The organism is Plasticicumulans sp., from assembly GCF_035331805.1.
Taxonomy (GTDB): Bacteria; Pseudomonadota; Gammaproteobacteria; order Competibacterales; family Competibacteraceae; genus Plasticicumulans.
This window is the reverse complement of record NZ_DAOLKE010000008.1, coordinates 1-17,345: the sequence shown is the minus strand read 5'-3', so window position 1 is coordinate 17,345 and position 17,345 is coordinate 1. Positions and strand designations below refer to the sequence as shown.

17 protein-coding genes are annotated in these 17,345 nt (G+C 70.4%); 8 read left to right on the top strand and 9 right to left on the bottom strand.

Features of this window, described 5'->3' with window-relative positions:
• The first annotated feature begins 46 nt into the window (after positions 1-46).
• From PKE44_RS01680 to folE2, 5 genes are all read left to right on the top strand, one after another.
• The gene (locus tag PKE44_RS01680; protein ID WP_324547923.1) at positions 47-1,252 is read left to right on the top strand and encodes a phosphatidylserine/phosphatidylglycerophosphate/cardiolipin synthase family protein; all 1,206 of its coding nucleotides are present in this window, start codon (positions 47-49) and stop codon (positions 1,250-1,252) included.
• A gap of 55 nt (positions 1,253-1,307) precedes the next feature.
• Positions 1,308-1,565 (top strand): exodeoxyribonuclease VII small subunit, encoded by a 258-nt coding sequence (locus PKE44_RS01675; RefSeq protein WP_324547922.1) that lies wholly within the window; start codon positions 1,308-1,310, stop codon positions 1,563-1,565.
• Between the two features lie 8 nt (positions 1,566-1,573).
• A complete protein-coding gene (gene ispA, locus PKE44_RS01670) occupies positions 1,574-2,461 on the top strand; it encodes a (2E,6E)-farnesyl diphosphate synthase (protein ID WP_324547921.1) in 888 nt (295 codons plus the stop codon).
• Between the two features lie 41 nt (positions 2,462-2,502).
• Positions 2,503-4,371 carry a 1-deoxy-D-xylulose-5-phosphate synthase gene (gene dxs, locus PKE44_RS01665; RefSeq protein ID WP_324547920.1) on the top strand — a complete coding sequence of 623 codons (1,869 nt, stop codon included), beginning with the start codon at positions 2,503-2,505 and terminating at the stop codon, positions 4,369-4,371.
• A gap of 184 nt (positions 4,372-4,555) precedes the next feature.
• A complete protein-coding gene (folE2, locus tag PKE44_RS01660) occupies positions 4,556-5,380 on the top strand; it encodes a GTP cyclohydrolase FolE2 (protein ID WP_324547932.1) in 825 nt (274 codons plus the stop codon).
• An 82-nt stretch (positions 5,381-5,462) separates the two neighbouring features.
• Here the strand turns inward: folE2 and PKE44_RS01655 are convergent, their stop codons facing one another.
• The 9 genes from PKE44_RS01655 to leuC form a co-directional block, all read right to left on the bottom strand.
• On the bottom strand, positions 5,463-7,883 hold the full coding sequence (locus PKE44_RS01655) for a FimV/HubP family polar landmark protein (RefSeq protein ID WP_324547919.1): 2,421 nt from the start codon (positions 7,881-7,883) through the stop codon (positions 5,463-5,465).
• A gap of 162 nt (positions 7,884-8,045) precedes the next feature.
• On the bottom strand, positions 8,046-9,053 hold the full coding sequence (locus tag PKE44_RS01650; protein WP_324547918.1) for an Asd/ArgC dimerization domain-containing protein: 1,008 nt from the start codon (positions 9,051-9,053) through the stop codon (positions 8,046-8,048).
• 91 nt (positions 9,054-9,144) lie between these two features.
• Positions 9,145-10,254, bottom strand: a complete 1,110-nt coding sequence (asd, locus tag PKE44_RS01645; RefSeq protein WP_324547917.1) for an aspartate-semialdehyde dehydrogenase — start codon at positions 10,252-10,254, stop codon at positions 9,145-9,147.
• A 116-nt stretch (positions 10,255-10,370) separates the two neighbouring features.
• Complete coding sequence (leuB, locus tag PKE44_RS01640; RefSeq protein WP_324547916.1) at positions 10,371-11,447, bottom strand: 3-isopropylmalate dehydrogenase; 1,077 nt, start codon at positions 11,445-11,447, stop codon at positions 10,371-10,373.
• 47 nt (positions 11,448-11,494) lie between these two features.
• Positions 11,495-12,046: a hypothetical protein gene (locus tag PKE44_RS01635; RefSeq protein WP_324547915.1), complete on the bottom strand. Its 552-nt coding sequence runs from the start codon at positions 12,044-12,046 to the stop codon at positions 11,495-11,497.
• Positions 12,047-12,159: 113 nt separating this feature from the next.
• Positions 12,160-12,549, bottom strand: coding sequence for a type II toxin-antitoxin system VapC family toxin (locus PKE44_RS01630; protein WP_324547914.1), 390 nt, complete (start codon positions 12,547-12,549; stop codon positions 12,160-12,162).
• Positions 12,549-12,785: a type II toxin-antitoxin system prevent-host-death family antitoxin gene (locus PKE44_RS01625; RefSeq protein ID WP_324547913.1), complete on the bottom strand. Its 237-nt coding sequence runs from the start codon at positions 12,783-12,785 to the stop codon at positions 12,549-12,551. Before PKE44_RS01625 ends, PKE44_RS01630 begins: the two co-directional genes overlap by 1 nt.
• 43 nt (positions 12,786-12,828) lie before the next feature.
• A complete protein-coding gene (gene leuD / locus PKE44_RS01620; RefSeq protein WP_324547912.1) occupies positions 12,829-13,467 on the bottom strand; it encodes a 3-isopropylmalate dehydratase small subunit in 639 nt (212 codons plus the stop codon).
• Between the two features lie 24 nt (positions 13,468-13,491).
• On the bottom strand, positions 13,492-14,904 hold the full coding sequence (leuC, locus tag PKE44_RS01615) for a 3-isopropylmalate dehydratase large subunit (protein ID WP_324547911.1): 1,413 nt from the start codon (positions 14,902-14,904) through the stop codon (positions 13,492-13,494).
• Positions 14,905-15,032: 128 nt separating this feature from the next.
• Here leuC and PKE44_RS01610 point away from each other — a divergent pair, with 128 nt between their 5' ends.
• The 3 genes from PKE44_RS01610 to PKE44_RS01600 all read left to right on the top strand — a co-directional run.
• Positions 15,033-15,941, top strand: a complete 909-nt coding sequence (locus PKE44_RS01610; protein ID WP_324547910.1) for a LysR family transcriptional regulator — start codon at positions 15,033-15,035, stop codon at positions 15,939-15,941.
• A gap of 85 nt (positions 15,942-16,026) precedes the next feature.
• A complete protein-coding gene (hflD, locus tag PKE44_RS01605) occupies positions 16,027-16,647 on the top strand; it encodes a high frequency lysogenization protein HflD (protein WP_324547909.1) in 621 nt (206 codons plus the stop codon).
• 279 nt (positions 16,648-16,926) lie between these two features.
• A partial coding sequence (locus PKE44_RS01600; RefSeq protein WP_324547908.1) for a hypothetical protein occupies positions 16,927-17,345 on the top strand: 419 nt, incomplete at its 3' end.

Sequence of the window (17,345 nt, the reverse complement as noted above, 5' to 3'; positions counted from 1 at the left end):
GTTCATGTTTTCCTGTCCGACCAGAGCCATCGAGGATCCGCGAACGATGACCCGATTGCTCGCCCGCCTGCTGCGCCGCTCGATTCCGCCGGCCCTGAGCCATGGCAACGCGCTCGACATCCACACCGACGGAGATGCCTGCTTCGAGGCGCTGTGGGCGGATCTGGACGCCGCCGGGCAGTCGATCTGGATGGAAACCTACATCCTCGATCCCGATGCCATCGGTCTCGAAACCCTGGCCCGCCTGCGGGCGGCGGCCGCGCGCGGCTGCGAGGTGATCCTGGTCTACGACGCGGTCGGTTCGGGCAGCCTCGGCGAGCGCCACCTCGAAGCCCTGCACGCGGCCGGTGCCCGGGTGCATGCGTTCAACCCGCTGCTGCGCAATCCGCTGCGCCGCGCCCATGCCCACGACCACGGGCAGGCACCGCGCCCGTGGCTGTTCCGCGATCACCGCAAGCTCACGCTGATCGACGGGCGCATCGGCTGGCTCGGCGGGCGCAACATCGGCGAGCACTACGCCGGCGAGCGCCTCGGCTGCCCGGGAGCCTTCCGCGACACGCAGGTGCGCGTGCGCGGCCCGGCGGTCGCCGATCTGGCCATGGCCTTCCAGGAGACGCTCGATGAGCTGCACGCCGCACAGCCACCGCTGCCGCCGACATCGCCTGCGGCCGGCACTGCCAGCGTCGAGGTGCTGCGCGGCAACGGCCTGCGCGACCGGCGCGAGCTGCAGGTGCGCATCCGGCAGGCCGTGCTCGCGGCGCGCGAATCGGTGCTGATCACCACGCCCTACCCGCTGCTGTCGCGCCGCCTGCTGCGCACGCTGCGCCGGCGCGTCGCCGATGGCATCGAGGTGCGCATGCTGATCCCGGAGCACTCCGACGTGTATGCGGTGGATCTCGCCCGCACCCGGCTGATCCGCCAGCTCGTGCGCCAGGGCGTGCGCGTCTACCGCTACCGCCGGCCGATGCACACCAAGACGCTGGTCGTCGATGACGCCTTCGCGCTGGTGGGCTCGTTCAACCTCGACATCTGGGGCAGCGCCCACAACCTGGAGATCGGGCTGGCGATCCACGATACCGGGGCCGCTGCCCGGCTCGCCGCCGACTTCCGGGCCGATCTCACGGATGCGCTTTCCGATCCGCCGCCCCCGAGCCCGCTGCCGCGGCGCGCGCTCGAATGGCTGGCCCAGCGGGCGCTGCGCATCGGCCTGCTGCATGCGACGCGCCCCGGACGCGAGGGGGCCGGAAATTGACCCTGTACGGACCGCGACGTTAACTTAGTCTTCCTTTGCCCCGCGGTACCCGACGATGGCGACGAAGAAAGCGCCCGCGACCGACATCGAAAGCGCGCTGAAGGAACTCGAAAGCCTGGTCGAAGCGCTGGAACAGGGAGAGCTGACGCTCGAGGACGCCCTCGCCCGCTACGAGCGCGGCGTGAGCCTCGCCCGCACCTGCCAGGGCCTGCTCGGCGCGGCCGAGCAGCGCATCGAGTTGCTGCAGGGCCAGGCCGGCGCCGAATCGCTCGTGCCGTGGACCCCGCCGGCCGCTGCTGCTCCGCAGGACTGATCCGCACCATGCCCGAAGCCCGCATCGAGGCCTACCGGGCGCGCGCCGAGCTTGCGCTCGATGCCCGCCTGCCTGCCGCTGCCACGCTGCCCGCCCGCCTGCACGAGGCCATGCGCTATGCCGTGCTCGGTGGCGGCAAGCGCGTGCGTCCGGTGCTCGTCTACGCCGCCGGCGAGGCGGTCGGCGCGGCGCCCGAGGGCCTCGACGGCCCGGCCTGCGCGCTGGAGTTCATCCACGCCTACTCGCTGGTCCACGACGATCTGCCGGCGATGGACGACGATGACCTGCGCCGCGGCCGTCCGACCTGTCACCGCGCCTTCGACGAGGCCACGGCCATCCTCGCCGGCGATGCGCTGCAGACGCTGGCCTTCCACGTGCTCGCGCACGATCCGTCGATGACGGTGCCGGCCGATACGCGGCTGCGCATGGTCGAGCTGCTCGCGCACGCCGCCGGCTCGCGCGGCATGTGCGGCGGCCAGGCCATCGACATGGCTGCGGTCGGGCGCGAGCTGACGCTGGCCGAACTCGAGAACATGCACATCCACAAGACCGGTGCGCTGATCCGCGCCGCCGTGCTGCTCGGCGCGCTGTCGCAGCCGGGCGTGGCCGATGAGGAACTCGCGCGGCTCGACCGCTATGCGAAGTGCATCGGCCTGGCCTTCCAGATTCATGACGACATCCTCGACGTGGTCGGCGACACCGCCACGCTCGGCAAGCGTCAGGGCGCCGACCAGGCACTCGACAAACCGACCTATCCGGCCCTGCTCGGCCTCGACGGCGCCCGCGCCCACGCCCGTGCGCTGTACGACGACGCGATGCACGCGCTCGAGCCCTTCGGCGAGCGCGCCGCGGTGCTGCGTGCGCTCGCGGCATTCATCGTCGAACGCTCGCACTGACGCGCGCCCGCGGCCCCATACCGATCGCACCGGACGCCTTCATGACTGCCCTGACCCCCGTGTTTCCACTGCTCGACACCATCGATTCCCCGCAGGACCTGCGCCGGCTGCCGGAGAACGTCCTCGGCCAGCTCGCCAACGAGCTGCGCGAATTCCTGATCCAGTCGGTCGCCCGCACCGGCGGCCACTTTTCGGCCAACCTCGGCACCGTCGAACTGACCATCGCGCTGCACTACGTGTACGACACGCCCGAGGACCGCCTGGTCTGGGATGTCGGCCACCAGAGCTATCCGCACAAGATCCTGACCGGGCGGCGCGCCCTCATGGGCACGATGCGCCGCCGCCACGGTCTCGCCGGCTTCCCGAAGCGCTGCGAAAGCCCGTATGACACCTTCGGCGTCGGGCATTCGAGCACCTCGATCAGTGCTGCGCAGGGCATGGCGATCGCCGCCGAGGCCGCCGGCAGCCGCCGGCGTGCGGTCGCGGTGATCGGCGACGGCGCGATGACCGCCGGCATGGTGTTCGAGGCGCTGAACCACGCCGGCCACCTGAAGAACGACATCCTGGTCGTGCTGAACGACAACGAGATGTCGATCTCGCCGAACGTCGGCGCACTGTCGAGCTACCTGACCCGGCTGCTGTCCGGCCACGTCTATTCGACGGTGCGCGAGGGCGGCAAGCGCATCCTCGCCCACCTGCCCTCAAGCATGTGGGAGATGGCCCGGCGCGCCGAGGAGCACGCCAAGGGCCTGGTCACGCCCGGCACGCTGTTCGAGGAACTCGGCTTCAACTACTTCGGCCCGATCGACGGCCACGACCTGCCGACGCTGGTGCGCACGCTCGAGAACCTGCGCGACCAGAAGGGTCCGCGCCTGCTGCACGTGATGACTCGCAAGGGCAAGGGCTACAAGCTCGCCGAGAACGAGCCGGTCACCTACCACGGCGTCGGCAGCTTCGATCCGGCGAGCGGCATCCCGCCGGCCAAGACTGGCGGCGGTCCGACCTACACGCAGGTGTTCGGCGAATGGCTCTGCGACATGGCCGCCCAGGACCCGCGGCTGGTCGGCATCACGCCGGCGATGCGCGAAGGCTCCGGCCTCGTCGAGTTCGCCGAGCGCTATCCGACGCGCTACTTCGACGTCGGCATCGCCGAGCAGCACGCGGTGACGCTGGCCGCCGGCATGGCCTGCGACGGCCTCAAGCCCGTGGTCGCGATCTATTCGACCTTCCTGCAGCGCGCCTACGACCAGCTGATCCACGACGTCGCGATCCAGAACCTGCCGGTGCTGTTCGCGATCGACCGCGCCGGGCTGGTCGGCCCGGACGGTCCGACCCACGCCGGCTCCTTCGATCTCTGCTATCTGCGCTGCGTGCCGAACCTGCTGATCATGGCACCGGCCGACGAGGACGAATGCCGGCAGATGCTGTACACGGGCTTCCTGCACGACGGGCCGGCCTGCGTGCGCTATCCGCGCGGCAAGGGGCCGGGGGTCGCGCCGGTCGCGACGATGACGGCGCTGCCGATCGGCAGGGCCGAACTCCGCCGCCAGGGCCGGGGGACCGCGCTGCTCGCCTTCGGCGCGATGCTGCCGCTCGCCGAGGCCGTCGGCGAACGGCTCGATGCCACCGTCGTCAACATGCGCTTCGTCAAGCCGCTCGATACCGCGATGGTGCTGGAACTCGCGCGCACGCACGAGCGTCTGGTCACGATCGAGGACGGCGCCGTGATGGGCGGAGCCGGCAGCGCGGTTGCCGAATGTCTGGCCGGACACGGCGTGCACACCGCGCTGAAGCTGCTCGGGCTGCCGGATCGCTTCCTCGATCACGGCGAGCGCGGTGAGCTGTTCGCCGAATGCGGGCTGGACATCGACGGCGTGCTGGCCGCGCTGGCCGCGCAGTCCGATCACTGAGTCCGACACCCGAACCGGCATTGCGGCAATGCAATATCCTGAATTGCTGCGACCACTTGCGCCGGGCTAGTCTGCCGATCCTGCCCGGCAACCCCGGCAGGCGCCGCGTGCGCCGCCTGCGCGCGCCGACCGACATTCACCGGACGCCCGAGCGCGTCCGCTGCGGAGTCCGATCCCGATGAGCATGCCGACCGCCGTGCCCGCACCGCAGCAGCAGCAGCCGGCTGCAATCCCCGACATCCAGAGCACGCCGGACACCCGCCGCCTGCCGATCGACAAGGTCGGCGTCAAGGATCTGCGCCATCCGGTGCGCGTGCGCGACCGCAGCGACGGCGAGCAGCACACGGTCGCGACCTTCAACATGTACGTGCGCCTGCCGCATGACTTCAAGGGCACGCACATGTCGCGCTTCGTCGAGGTGCTGAACCGCCCGGGGCGCGAGATCGGCGTCGCCTCCTTCCACGAGATGCTCACCGAGATGAACGCCCGCCTCGATGCCGGCACCGGCCACATCGAGATGAGCTTTCCGTACTTCGTCATGAAGACGGCGCCGGTCTCGGGCGTGCAGAGCCTGCTCGACTATCAGGTGACGCTGATCGGCGAGCTTGCCGGCGAGCAGGCGACCACCTGGCTGCGCGTGGTCGTGCCGGTCACCAGCCTCTGCCCGTGCTCGAAGGAAATCTCGCGCTACGGCGCGCACAACCAGCGCTCGCACGTGACGGTCAGCGCGCGGCTGTCCGGGTTCGTGTGGATCGAGGAACTGATCGACATCGTCGAGCAGGAAGCCTCGTGCGAGCTGTACGGCCTGCTCAAGCGACCGGACGAGAAGTACGTGACCGAGCGCGCCTACGAGAATCCGAAGTTCGTCGAGGACATGGTCCGCGACGTGGCCGCACGGCTCAACGACGATGATCGCATCGCCGCCTACGTGATCGAATCCGAAAACTTCGAATCGATCCACAACCACTCGGCCTACGCGCTGATCGAGCGCGACAAGACGGCCGGCTGAACCTCGGCCCCTCCCAGAAACGCCATCGGCCGGTGGATGCACCGGCCGATGGGGATACGCGCGCTGTAAAGACCGACCCGGATCAGGACGCCAGCCGCTCCAGCAGCGCCTGGGCACGCGAGCGCTGGCTGCTGCCGCCTTCCTGCAGGACTTCCTCCAGCAGGCTCTTGGCACCGAGCGGATCGTCCATGTCGATGTAGGCGAGTGCCAGATCGAGCTTGGTCTCGACGAACTCGTCCTCGCCCCGGGTATCGGCCGTCGATGCCGACACCGGGGGCGCCGCCGCCGGGGCAGGAACGACCGGCAAGGGCGCCGGCGCCGGCGCGGACACCGGCTGGAACGAGAAGCCCAGATCGTCGGCGAGTTCCGCCGTAGCCGGATCGACCGCGGCTGGCTTCGCTGCCGCTTGCGCCGGCGTGCTCGTCTGGCGCGGCGGCAGGAAGGCGGCGAGATCGTCGCCGAAGTCGAGATCCGCGACTTCCGCCGGTCTGGGCGCCGGCGCCGCAGTCACCGGCTTTTCCGGCATGGCCGGTGGCGACCCCAGGTCGGCATCACTCCAGCCGAGATCGGCGAGCAGGTCCTCCGGCGTGGTGGCCGGCGCCGGAACCGGCACCGGGGCCGGCTTCTCGGCCGGACGCCTGACTTCGACGGGCTCGAAGTCCAGCGACGGGCCGGGCGGCACGACGGCGGCCGGCGGCAGCTTCGCAGGAGCGACGGCCGGCGCTTTCGGCGCCATGGTCGCCGCCGGTGCGGCCTCCGGCATGTCCATCGGCTTGAAGTCCAGATCGCTCCAGACCTCGTCATCCACGCGTGCCGGTGCGGCGGCCGCCGCACTGGCCGGTGCCGGCATCGGTGTGACCGGCATCCTCGGACTTGTCGCCGGCATGCCCGGCGGGGTCGCCGCGACCGTGCCGATGAACATCGGATCGTCCGGGCACAGCTCGCGTCCCATGCGCGCAACCCGCAGCCACATCGGATCGGTGTCGCCGTAGACGAGCTGGCGCAGCGGTCCGACCTCGCGGCGGAAGGCTGCGGCATCGCGCAGGGTGTGCAGCACTTCGAGCAGGCGCATGCGCAGCGCGGTGTTGTCCGGTGCGGCTGCCAGCGCCGATTCGAGCAGCGCCCGGGCTTCGGCGTGGTTGCCGAGCGACATCAGCAGCGAACTGCGCTCCAGCGGATCAGCGCTGGCAGCCGCAGCGCCCGCCGCCGCCGGCAGGGGCGCTGCGCCCGGGGCGGCATGATCCTCGGCGAGCGTGATGCTCTCGAACATCTCGTGCTCGGCGTCCTGCGCCCGGCGGGCGCGGCGCATCGCCAGCAGTCCGCCACCGAGCAGCGCGGCCACGGCCACGCCCAGGCCGGCAAGCACCAGCGGATCCTCGAAGGCGAGCAGGACGCTGTCGAGGAAATCCGGCTCCGGAGCCGGCTTCACCGGCGGTCGGGCCGCCACCGGCGCGGGCGCGGGCGCCGGAGCCGGTGTCGGCTGCGTTGGCGTCACGGATGCCGGTCTGGGGGGCTCGGCAACCGGTGGCGTCACCGGCACCGGCATACGCTCGGCCGGGGGCAGCGTGTCGATGCGGTTCTGCAGATGGTCGAGGCCGGCGGCCTGCAGCCGCAGACGGCCGTTGTCGAGTTCGATCTGGCCATAACCGCCGCCGGCGACCGGGTCCGGTCCGCGCGGCTGGTCAGTCATGCCCATGCCCGGTGCGGGCAGGGCATTGCCGCCGCTCTGACCTTCCGGCGGCAGCAGCCGGACCTGTGCGCCGGCCGGCGGCATCTCGGGCGGCTTTGCCGTGGCGGGCGCCGGGCTTGCCGGCGGCCTGGTCGCGACAGCCGGCGGGGTCACCGGCAGCGGCTGGGCCGGAGCCGGGACTGCCGGGGCCGGCGGATTGCCCTGCCAGCCGCTTTCGGCCGGCATGCGCAGCATGGCACCGGCGCGCAGCCCGTCCGGCGAGCGCCGCGAGAACGCCTCGGGATTGGCATCGTACAGACGGCGCACGGCCTCGCGGTTCGACATGTCGGCCGGGCGCAGGCGATCGGCGATGCTCCAGAGGGTTTCGCCCGGGCGGATCGGCCCGTACGTGCCGCCGCCGGCCGATGGCTGGCCTGCATATCCACCGATCGGGCTCGCGGCGGTTGCGCGCCGCTCGTTCGGGCGCACCGGATCGAGCAGGATTGCGAACTCGCGCATCAGCTTGCCGCGCGGACTGCCGAGTTCGACCAGAAAGTTCAGGGCCGGCTCGCGTACCGGACGCTGCGAGGTGATGCGGATGACGCTGCGTCCGCCCGGCTGGGCCTCGACGGCGAACTGCAGGTCGGACAGCGCCCCGGTGCGATCGAGCCCGGCCTGCGCGAAGGCCTGCGGCGGCGCGAGACGGACGCTCAGGTTCTGCAGTTCGTCGGGCGCGACCGACAGCAGCTCGACCTGGGCCCTGAGGCGTTGACCCAGTCCGGACTGGACCTGGATCGGACCGACGCCGATGGCGGCGGCAACACCCGGTGCCAACAGCAGTCCGGCGAGAAGGGCTCGACTGCGTTTTTTCCCTTTATTCATTGTCGGTCGGGTCTCGGCGTCCGTCGCGCGGGATCAAAAAGACCGCCGGCACGAAGGGTCCGGCGGTCTGCGGATCCCATTGATTATAAAGGCGATCATGAATCGCCCCGTGCGTCATTCTGCTGTTCCGATCAGCGTTTGGGCGATTTGGACGCCATTGGACGCGGGCAGGGCCACATTATCCGCCACTACCCACAGATTCAAGCCCCGTTCCCCGGCGGCCCGCAGTCCGCCGACCCGCACGGCCGGCTGTCCGAGACCATCCTCGGCCGGTGAAACCGGCGCTTCATCGGCCTCCAGCACTTCGAGGCCGGGCACCTCCAGCAGCCGCTCCCGGGCCGCGGCGGGGGACAGCGCGGCCGTGCAGCGCAGATGCACCACACAGGCCAGGCCGTAGAACAGCGGCACGCGCAGCAGCGTCGTCGCGACGCTGCCGGGCGCGAGGCCGAGCACCTGTTCGAGTCCGGCATCGAGCCGGCGCTCGCTGCCACCGCGGCCTTGCGCATCGAGATCCTGCCATTCCGGCAGCACGTTGAACGCGAGCCGGCGCGGATAGATCTGCGGATTCGAGGGCCGGGCGTTCAGCAGCGCGATGGTCTGCTGCGCGAGTTCCTCGACCGCGGCGCGACCGTCCTCCGATGCCGCCCTGAGCACGGTCAGGCCCACGTGCCCGATGCCGGCCAGGGCCGCGAGCGGCATCAGCACCCGCGCGAGCGCGAGCGTCACGGCATCGGGCAGCACCAGCGCATCGGCACGGCGCCAGCGGTTTTCGTCGTGGCCGGCGATCGCGACCGGGGCCGGAGCCTCGCCGGCAAGCCAGCCGCTGGCGTCGAGCACGCGCGCACCGGCGCGGCGCGCAAGCGGCAGCTGTGCCGCGGCAAGCGCGGCATCGTCGGTGGCGATGACGAGCGCGATGCGCGACCAGTCGCAGCCGGCGGCCGGCTGCACGCGCAGGCCGGCATCGCCGTAGGCCAGGCGCTCGCCTTCGACGTCCTCGCCGCCCAGCGCGATGAGTTGCGCGGCCGGCAGTCCGTCGGCGGCAAAGGCGGCGAGCATCGCTTCGCCGAGCAGGCCATCGGCGCCGAGTACGGCGATGACGGGGGCGGGATGGTCATGGGACATGGTGGATCGGTTCCTCCGGCCGCAAAAGCACCGGGCCCGTCGCGTGCGCGACGGGCCCGGTGAACGGACAGCTTAGTGATGAAAAGCCGGTTCAGGCTTCGAGCAGGATGCGCAGCATGCGCCGCAGCGGCTCGGCCGCGCCCCAGAGCAGCTGGTCGCCGCAGACGAAGGCCGAGACGTACTCGGGGCCCATGTTCAGCTTGCGCACCCGCCCGACGGCGATGTCGAGCTTGCCGGTGACCGCCGTCGGCGTCAGCTCCTGCACCGTGAGCGGGCGCTCGTTCGGCACGAACTTGACCCACGGGTTCGAGCCGCGGATCAGCGCCTCGATCTCGGCGAGCGGCAGGTCGCGCGTGAGCTTCAGCGTCAGCGCCAGGCTGTGGCAGCGCATCGCGCCGATGCGCACGCACAGGCCGTCGACCGGGATGGTCTCGCGGGTGCCGAGGATCTTGTTGACCTCGGCCTGGCCCTTCCATTCTTCCTTGGACTGGCCGTTGTCGAGCTGCCGGTCGATCCACGGGATCAGCGAGCCGGCGAGCGGCGCGCCGAAGTGCTGGGTCGGGAAGTCGCTGCTGCGCATCGTCGCGGCGACCTGGCGGTCGATGTCGAGGATCGCCGAGGCCGGATCGGCGAGCAGTCCGCTGACCGCGCCGTTGACCACGCCCATCTGCGTCAGCAGCTCGCGCATGTTCTGCGCACCGGCGCCGGAGGCGGCCTGGTAGGTCATCGAGCTGACCCACTCGACCAGCCCGGCCTCGAACAGCCCGCCGACGCCCATCAGCAGGATCGAGTTCGTGCAGTTGCCGCCGATGTAGTTGCGCACGCCCTGCGCGAGCGCGGCATCGATGACCTTGCGGTTGACCGGGTCGAGGATGATGACGGCGTCCGGTTCCATGCGCAGCGCCGAGGCCGCGTCGATCCAGTAGCCATCCCAGCCCGCGGCGCGCAGCTGCGGGTAGATCTCGTTGGTGTAGTCGCCGCCCTGACAGGAGATGATCACGTCCATCGCCGTCAGCGCCTCGACCGAGCGCGCATCGGCGAGCGGCGCGATCGGCTTGCCGATGTCGGGGCCGCTGCCGCCGACGTTCGAGGTCGTGAAGAACACCGGATCGATCAGCGCGAAGTCGTTCTCCGCGCGCATCCGCTCCATCAGCACGGAACCGACCATGCCGCGCCAGCCCACCAGACCCACACGTCTCATTGCCTTGCCTCTTTCGTTCGGGTGACGGCGGACCACGCAGCCGCCGCAACACATTGAATCATCAATCCTGTGCCGGCGCCCGCCTCCAGCGGAGGCAGGCACCGGCGTTCCGGGCGTCAGTCCGCGAGCGCGGCCAGCACGGCTTCGCCCATCGCCACCGTGCCGACCGTCTCGCAGCCTTCGGCGCGGATGTCGGCGGTGCGCAGGCCCTGGTCGAGCACGCGCGACACGGCGCGCTCGACGCGCTCGGCCAGATCGGCACGGCCGAGCGAGTAGCGCAGCATCATCGCCACCGACAGGATGGTCGCGAGCGGATTGGCCACGCCCTTGCCGGCGATGTCCGGAGCCGAGCCGTGGATCGGCTCGTACAGGCCCTTGCCGTGCGCATCGAGCGAGGCCGACGGCAGCATGCCGATGCTGCCGGTCAGCATCGAGGCCTCGTCCGAGAGGATGTCGCCGAACATGTTGCCGGTGACCATCACGTCGAACTGCTTGGGGTTGCGCACGAGCTGCATCGCGGCGTTGTCGACGAGCATGTGCGTCAGTTGCACGTCCGGGTAGTCCTTTGCGACCTCCTCGGCCACGTCGCGCCAGAGCTGCGTGCATTCGAGCACGTTCATCTTGTCGACCGAGCATACCCGGCCGCCGCGCTTGCGGGCGGCCTCGAAGGCGACGCGCACGATGCGGCGGATCTCGGATTCCGAGTAGATCATCGTGTTCCAGCCGACGCGCTCGCCGTCGCGCAGCTCGATGCCGCGCGGCTCGCCGAAGTAGATGTCGCCGGTCAGCTCGCGCACGATCAGGATGTCGAGCCCGGCCACCAGCTCCGGCTTCAGCGACGAGGCCGCCGCGAGCTGCGGATAGACCACGGCCGGGCGCAGGTTCGCGAACAGGTTCAGGTCCTTGCGGATCGCGAGCAGCCCGCGCTCCGGGCGCTGCGGGCGCGGCAGCGTGTCGTACTGCGGACCACCGACGGCCCCGAGCAGCACGGCATCGGCGGCCTGCGCCTTCGCGCGCGTTGCGTCCGGGTACGGCTCGCCGGTGGCATCGACGGCGCAGCCGCCGAGCAGCGCGGTGTCGAGCTCGACATCGAGGCCGTAGCCGCTGCGCAGCACTTCGAGCACCCGGACGGCCTCGCCGACGATCTCCGGACCGATGCCGTCACCGGCGAGGACGAGAATCTTCTTGGTCATGCCCTGATCACCTCTGTTGAATCGTTGCTGCAACCGCCCGGGGTTGCTCATCCGCTGACGATCGACCGCAGGGCGCCCGACTTGAACAGCGCAGCCACGAGCAGCCCGCCGGCCACCAGCACGAAGGCCAGCCACCAGCCCTGCCCGCTGCTGCGTGCCTCGGGCTGACGCCGGCGCCGCGCCGTGCGCGCCGGCACTGCTGCCGGTGCGGATCCGCCCTGATGTGCCCCCGGCTGCGGACGCGACGCCCGGACGGTTTCCAGACGCAGCCCGCCGGACATCGACCCGGACCTCGACGACTCCGCTGCCTGCGCCGCCGCTGCAGCCCCGGCTGTCTTCGGCATCGACTCCAGATGCGCGAGCACGCGCGCGGCCGCATTCATGAAGTCGTCCGGATTGCTGATCTCGAAATCGTGCTGGTGCACGGCCGAGTTGCGCAGCGTCGCGATCCAGCGCGCGGTCTTGACGATGTGCGGCGGCAGCTGTCTTTCGACGCTGTTCAGCTTCTCATGCAGGCCCTTGCCGTTCGCCCCGAGCCGCTCGACCAGCAGGGTTTCGATCGCCCGGGCGTTGCGTACCGCCATCTCGATGCTCGACATCCCTCGCCTCCTGAATCCGCCATCGGTCGGCCGCGCATCATGCCGCGAGCGGCTGCCGGCATTCGAGTCCGTCGTCACCGCTGACAACCGGCCGCCTCTCCCACGCCTTGCCCTCAGTTCCACAGCCGCTGCACGCCGAAGCCGTCGAACAGGGTTTCATTGCTGACCAGCACGGCCTCCACGCACAGGGCCTGGGCAATCAGCATCCGGTCGAACGGATCCCGGTGCGCACCCGGCAGCAATCCGGCTCGCAGTGCATGGACCGCCGCGATGTCGAGCCAGTCGAAGGACTGATCACGCACGTAAGTGTCGATGTCCGCCAGCAACTCACCCACGCCCTCCAGCTTTCCAAGCCGGTGCTTCGTCGCGATCTCCCAGATCGAGGCAGCACTGACCAGCACGGCATTCTGCCGGTCGGCGATGAATGAGCGGACTTTCTCCGGCAGACGCTCATCCCCGGCGAACCACCAGAGCAGGGCATGTGTATCGAGCAGCAGACGCACTAGCGCTCCCAGGCGGCGAGGACTTCTTCCGGCAAAGGGTCGAAGAACGCGTCATCGACCCGGATTCTCCCGCGCAACCGACCGAATTGACGCTGACCAGCCGCACGGGTTGTCACCGGTACGAGCTTCACGGCCTGTGCCGCCTCACCGGTGATGATGATGTCCTCACCACGCCAGGCCCTCTCGATGAGAACCGCCAGATGCTCACCCGCTTCATGAACCGGACAGGTTTCCATCGCAGACCTCCGGACGCCGGAATTCAGCCGATACCAACTTGACTCACTGAAACAGCCACGGCGCTTCCTGCCGCCGCTTCGCCTCGTAGGCGCGGATGTCACCGGCGTGTCTGAGCGTCAGGCCGATGTCGTCCCAGCCGTTGACCAGGCATTCCTTGCGAAACGCATCGATGTCGAAGTCGATGACCTCGCCATCGGGCGTGGCGATCGTCTGGCCCGGCAGGTTCACGAACAGCTGGTAGCCCGGCGTCGCTTCGACCGCCCGGAACAGCCGGTCGACGGTCTCGGCCGGCAGGCGGATCGCCAGCACGCCGTTCTTGCCGCAGTTGCTGAAGAAGATGTCGGCGAAGCTCGGCGCGATCACGCAGCGGATGCCGTAGTCCTCCAGCGCCCAGACCGCGTGCTCGCGCGAGCTGCCGCAGCCGAAGTTCTCGCGCGCGAGCAGCACGCTCGCGCCCGCGTAGCGCGGCTGGTTCAGGCTGAAGTCCGGATTGCGCGGCCGGCCGGCGCAGTCCTGACCCGGTTCGCCGACATCGAGGTAGCGCCATTCGTCGAACAGGTTCGGGCCGAAGCCCGAGCGCTTGATCGACTTCAGGAACTGCTTCGGGATGATCGCGTCGGTGTCGACGTTCGGCCGGTCGAGCGGGACGACGAGGCCGTGGAGTTCGGTGAACGGCTGCATGGCCATCTCCTCAGAAATCTTCGCTCAGAAGCTGCGCACGTCGACGAAATGACCGGCGATCGCGGCCGCCGCGGCCATCGCCGGGCTGACCAGATGCGTGCGTCCGCCGGCGCCCTGGCGGCCCTCGAAGTTGCGGTTCGAGGTGCTCGCGCAGTGCTCGCCGGGGCCGACGCGATCGGCGTTCATCGCCAGACACATCGAGCAGCCCGGCTCGCGCCATTCGAAGCCGGCATCGAGGAACAGCTTGTCGAGCCCTTCGGCCTCGGCCTGCTGCTTCACGAGGCCCGAACCCGGCACGACCAGCGCCTGCTTGACGCTCGCGGCGACCTTGCGGCCCCGGATGACGGCGGCGGCGGCGCGCAGGTCCTCGATGCGCGAGTTCGTGCACGAGCCGATGAACACGCGATCGAGCCGGATGTCGGTGACCGGCTGGCGGGCGGCCAGTCCCATGTAGGCGAGCGCCTTCTCCATGCCGGACTTCTTGACGGTGTCGGTTTCGGCGGCCGGATCGGGCACGTTCTCACCGACCGCGACCACCATCTCCGGCGAGGTGCCCCAGGTCACCTGCGGCGCGATGGCGGCGGCGTCGAGTTCGACGACGGCATCGAAGCGCGCATCGGCATCGGAGTGCAGCGTGTTCCACCAGGCGACGGCCTTGTCCCAGTCCGCGCCCTTCGGCGCGTACGGGCGGCCCTGCACGTAGCCGAGCGTCGTCGCATCGACCGCGACCATGCCGGCACGGGCCCCGGCCTCGATCGCCATGTTGCAGACCGTCATGCGGCCTTCCATGGACAGCGCCCGGATCGCGCTGCCGCCGAATTCGATCGCGTAACCGGTGCCGCCGGCGGTGCCGATGCGGCCGATGATCGCGAGCACGATGTCCTTGGCGGTGACGCCGGGGCCGGCCTCGCCGTCGACGCGCACCAGCATCGCCTTCGCCTTCTTCTGGATCAGGCACTGCGTGGCCATCACGTGCTCGACCTCGGAGGTGCCGATGCCGAAGGCCAGCGCGCCGAAGGCGCCGTGCGTCGAGGTGTGCGAGTCGCCGCAGACGACGGTCATGCCCGGCAGCGTCGCGCCCTGCTCGGGGCCGATCACGTGCACGATGCCCTGACGCACGTCGTTGATCGGGAAGTACGCGAGGCCGAGTTCGCGGGCGTTGGCGTCGAGCGTCTCGACCTGCGTGCGCGAGACCGGATCCTCGATGTCGCCGATGCCGCCGGCGCGCGGCGTGGTCGGCACGTTGTGATCGGGCACGGCCAGCATCGACGCCTTGCGCCAGGGCGCGCGGCCGGCGAGCTTCAGGCCCTCGAAGGCCTGCGGCGAGGTCACCTCGTGCACGAGGTGGCGATCGATGTACAGCAGCGCGGTGCCGTCGGCGTCGGTGCGCACGACGTGCGCAGCCCAGATCTTGTCGTAGAGCGTTTGGCCGGACATTTCAGCGTCCTCGTTCGGGCAGTGCGCGGACTGTACGCCGGGCCTGAACATGACACCAATTCATGTTTTTCATACTCGGCATGACGCCATGGAATACTTGCACGCCCCCCTCCCGCCCGGTGCCGCGCATGGACATCGCCAGCCTGCAGGCCTTCGTCGCCGTCGCCGACAGCGGCTCGTTCTCGGTCGCGGCCGAACGGCTGTTTTTAACGCAACCGGCGGTCAGCAAGCGCATCTCGGCGCTCGAAGCCGAACTCGGCGTGCGGCTGTTCGACCGCCTCGGCCGGCGCGTGCTGGTCACCGAAGCCGGCGGGACGCTGCTGCCGCGGGCGCGGCGCATCCTTGCCGAGCTCGACGACAGCCGCCGCGCGCTCGCCGACCTGTCCGGGCAGGTCGCCGGGCGCCTGAGCGTCGCCACCAGCCACCACGTCGGCCTGCACCGGCTGCCGCCGGTGCTGCGCGCCTACACGGCGAGCTATCCGCAGGTGCAGCTCGACCTGCGCTTCATGGCCTCCGAAGCCGCCTGCCTGGCGGTCGCCGGCGGTGATGTGGAGCTGGCGATCGTCACGCTGCCGCTGGCCGCCGAAGCCCCGCTGGCGCTGCAGACGATCTGGACCGACCGGCTGGTGCTGGTGGCGCACCCCGGCCATCCGCTCGCCCGCCTCAAGCGCGTGTCGCCGTTCCGGCTGGTCGAGCACGCGGCGATCCTGCCCGAGCACGGCACCTTCACGCGCGAGCTGATCGAGCGCTGCTTCGAACCGCTCGGCATCCGGTTGCGCGTGGCGTTTACGACGAACTTCCTCGAAACCATCAAGATGATGGTGTCGATCGGACTCGGCTGGTCGCTGCTGCCGCGCACGATGCTCGATGCGCAGCTTGCCGTGCTCGAACTCGAAGGCATCGCACCGACCCGCGCGCTCGGCCTCGTCGCGCACGCCGGCCATACCCCGTCGAACGCCGCGCGCGCGCTGCTCGGGCTGCTCGCGCCCGGCGAAGGCGGCGGGCCGGCCGAGCCCGAACCGTGGCGCGGCTACTGAACGGGCAGCGGTTCACGCTGTTATGCTTTCCGGCTTGCCGTTCGGCACCCGCCGTACCGGATCCCGTAGCTGCCGCCTGCCGCCCATGAACAAGACCGACCGCGAACGCACCATCGCCCTTGCCGCCATCTTCCAGGCGGCCGCGCTGGTGCGCGATGTCGCCTACGCCGGCCAGGCCGATGCCGCCGACAGCGAAGCCTGCCTGCGCAGCATCTTCGCGATCGACTCGCCCGGCATCGCCGAGGTCTACGGCGGCCTGCCCGGCCTGCGCCGCGGCCTGCGGCTGCTGGCTTCGGAGCTGCGCACGCCGCGCGAGATGGAAATCGCCCGTTACACCGTCAATCTGCTCGTGCTGGAGCGCAAGCTGCGCGCCAGCCCGGCGATGACCGAGCGCCTGCGCCAGGGCATCCGCGACACCGCCCGTCGCCTCGATCATTTTCCGGTCACGCACGAGAACATCGTCGCCGCCTTGGGCGAGCTGTACGCCGACACGATCTCAACGCTGACGCCGCGGATCATGGTCAACGGCGAGCAGATGCACCTGTCCCGGCGCGACAACGCCGCGCGCATCCGCGCGCTGCTGCTCGCCGGCATCCGGGCCGCCTGGCTATGGGCGCAGGCCGGCGGCGGCCGGCTGACGCTGCTGCTGCGCCGCCGGGCGCTGCTCGCCGAATCCCAGCGCCTGCTGCGCGAACTCGGGGATTGAATCCCGGCGGTGGTCCGACCACCGGACGAATCCGAATATTCGCAGGCAGGTTCCGGTCTTGCTCCCTGCCGCAACGGCCCCCGCGCTGGCTAAGGTCCGGGTCTGATCAGTCCGCGGACGAGACTGCAAGCCCGGGACGGCCCTGCGCATCATCACCGGCCGGCCCCCCGGATACATGTGCGCGCGAGTCATGCCAGGAAAGGCGGGCATCGCCGCCACCCGACGCCAATCCCGGACGTACCGCCCACCCGGTCGCAGGAAGGCGCCCGGAGTTCATTCATGGATCAACCGTCCCTGCCAGCCGCCGGCGCTGGCCATCTGCCGCCGGACCCGCTGAACGCCTCACTGCCGGAAACCGCCGGCATGCCAGCGGTCGAGACCGCCATCCTGAACTGGCTGTGGCGGCGCGAGCACCGCATCGCCGATACCCCGGCGCGGCTGATGGTCGCGCTGCGCGATGGCGCGCTGCCCGAGCTGTGCGCCGCCTCGCTGCGCCGGCACTTCGGGCGCCTCGATGCCGCTGCCGCGCCGCCGCCCGAACTCAGGCTGCACGATCCGGTCAGCCCGCAGCTGCCGCAGGCCGACATCCTGATCGGCCCCCAGCATGCGCTGATCGACGCCCTGCCCGCCGCCGAGGCGCGCCAGGCCCAGTGGCTGCTCGATGCCCCACCGGTGCCGGTCGCGCAGCCACTGGGCCT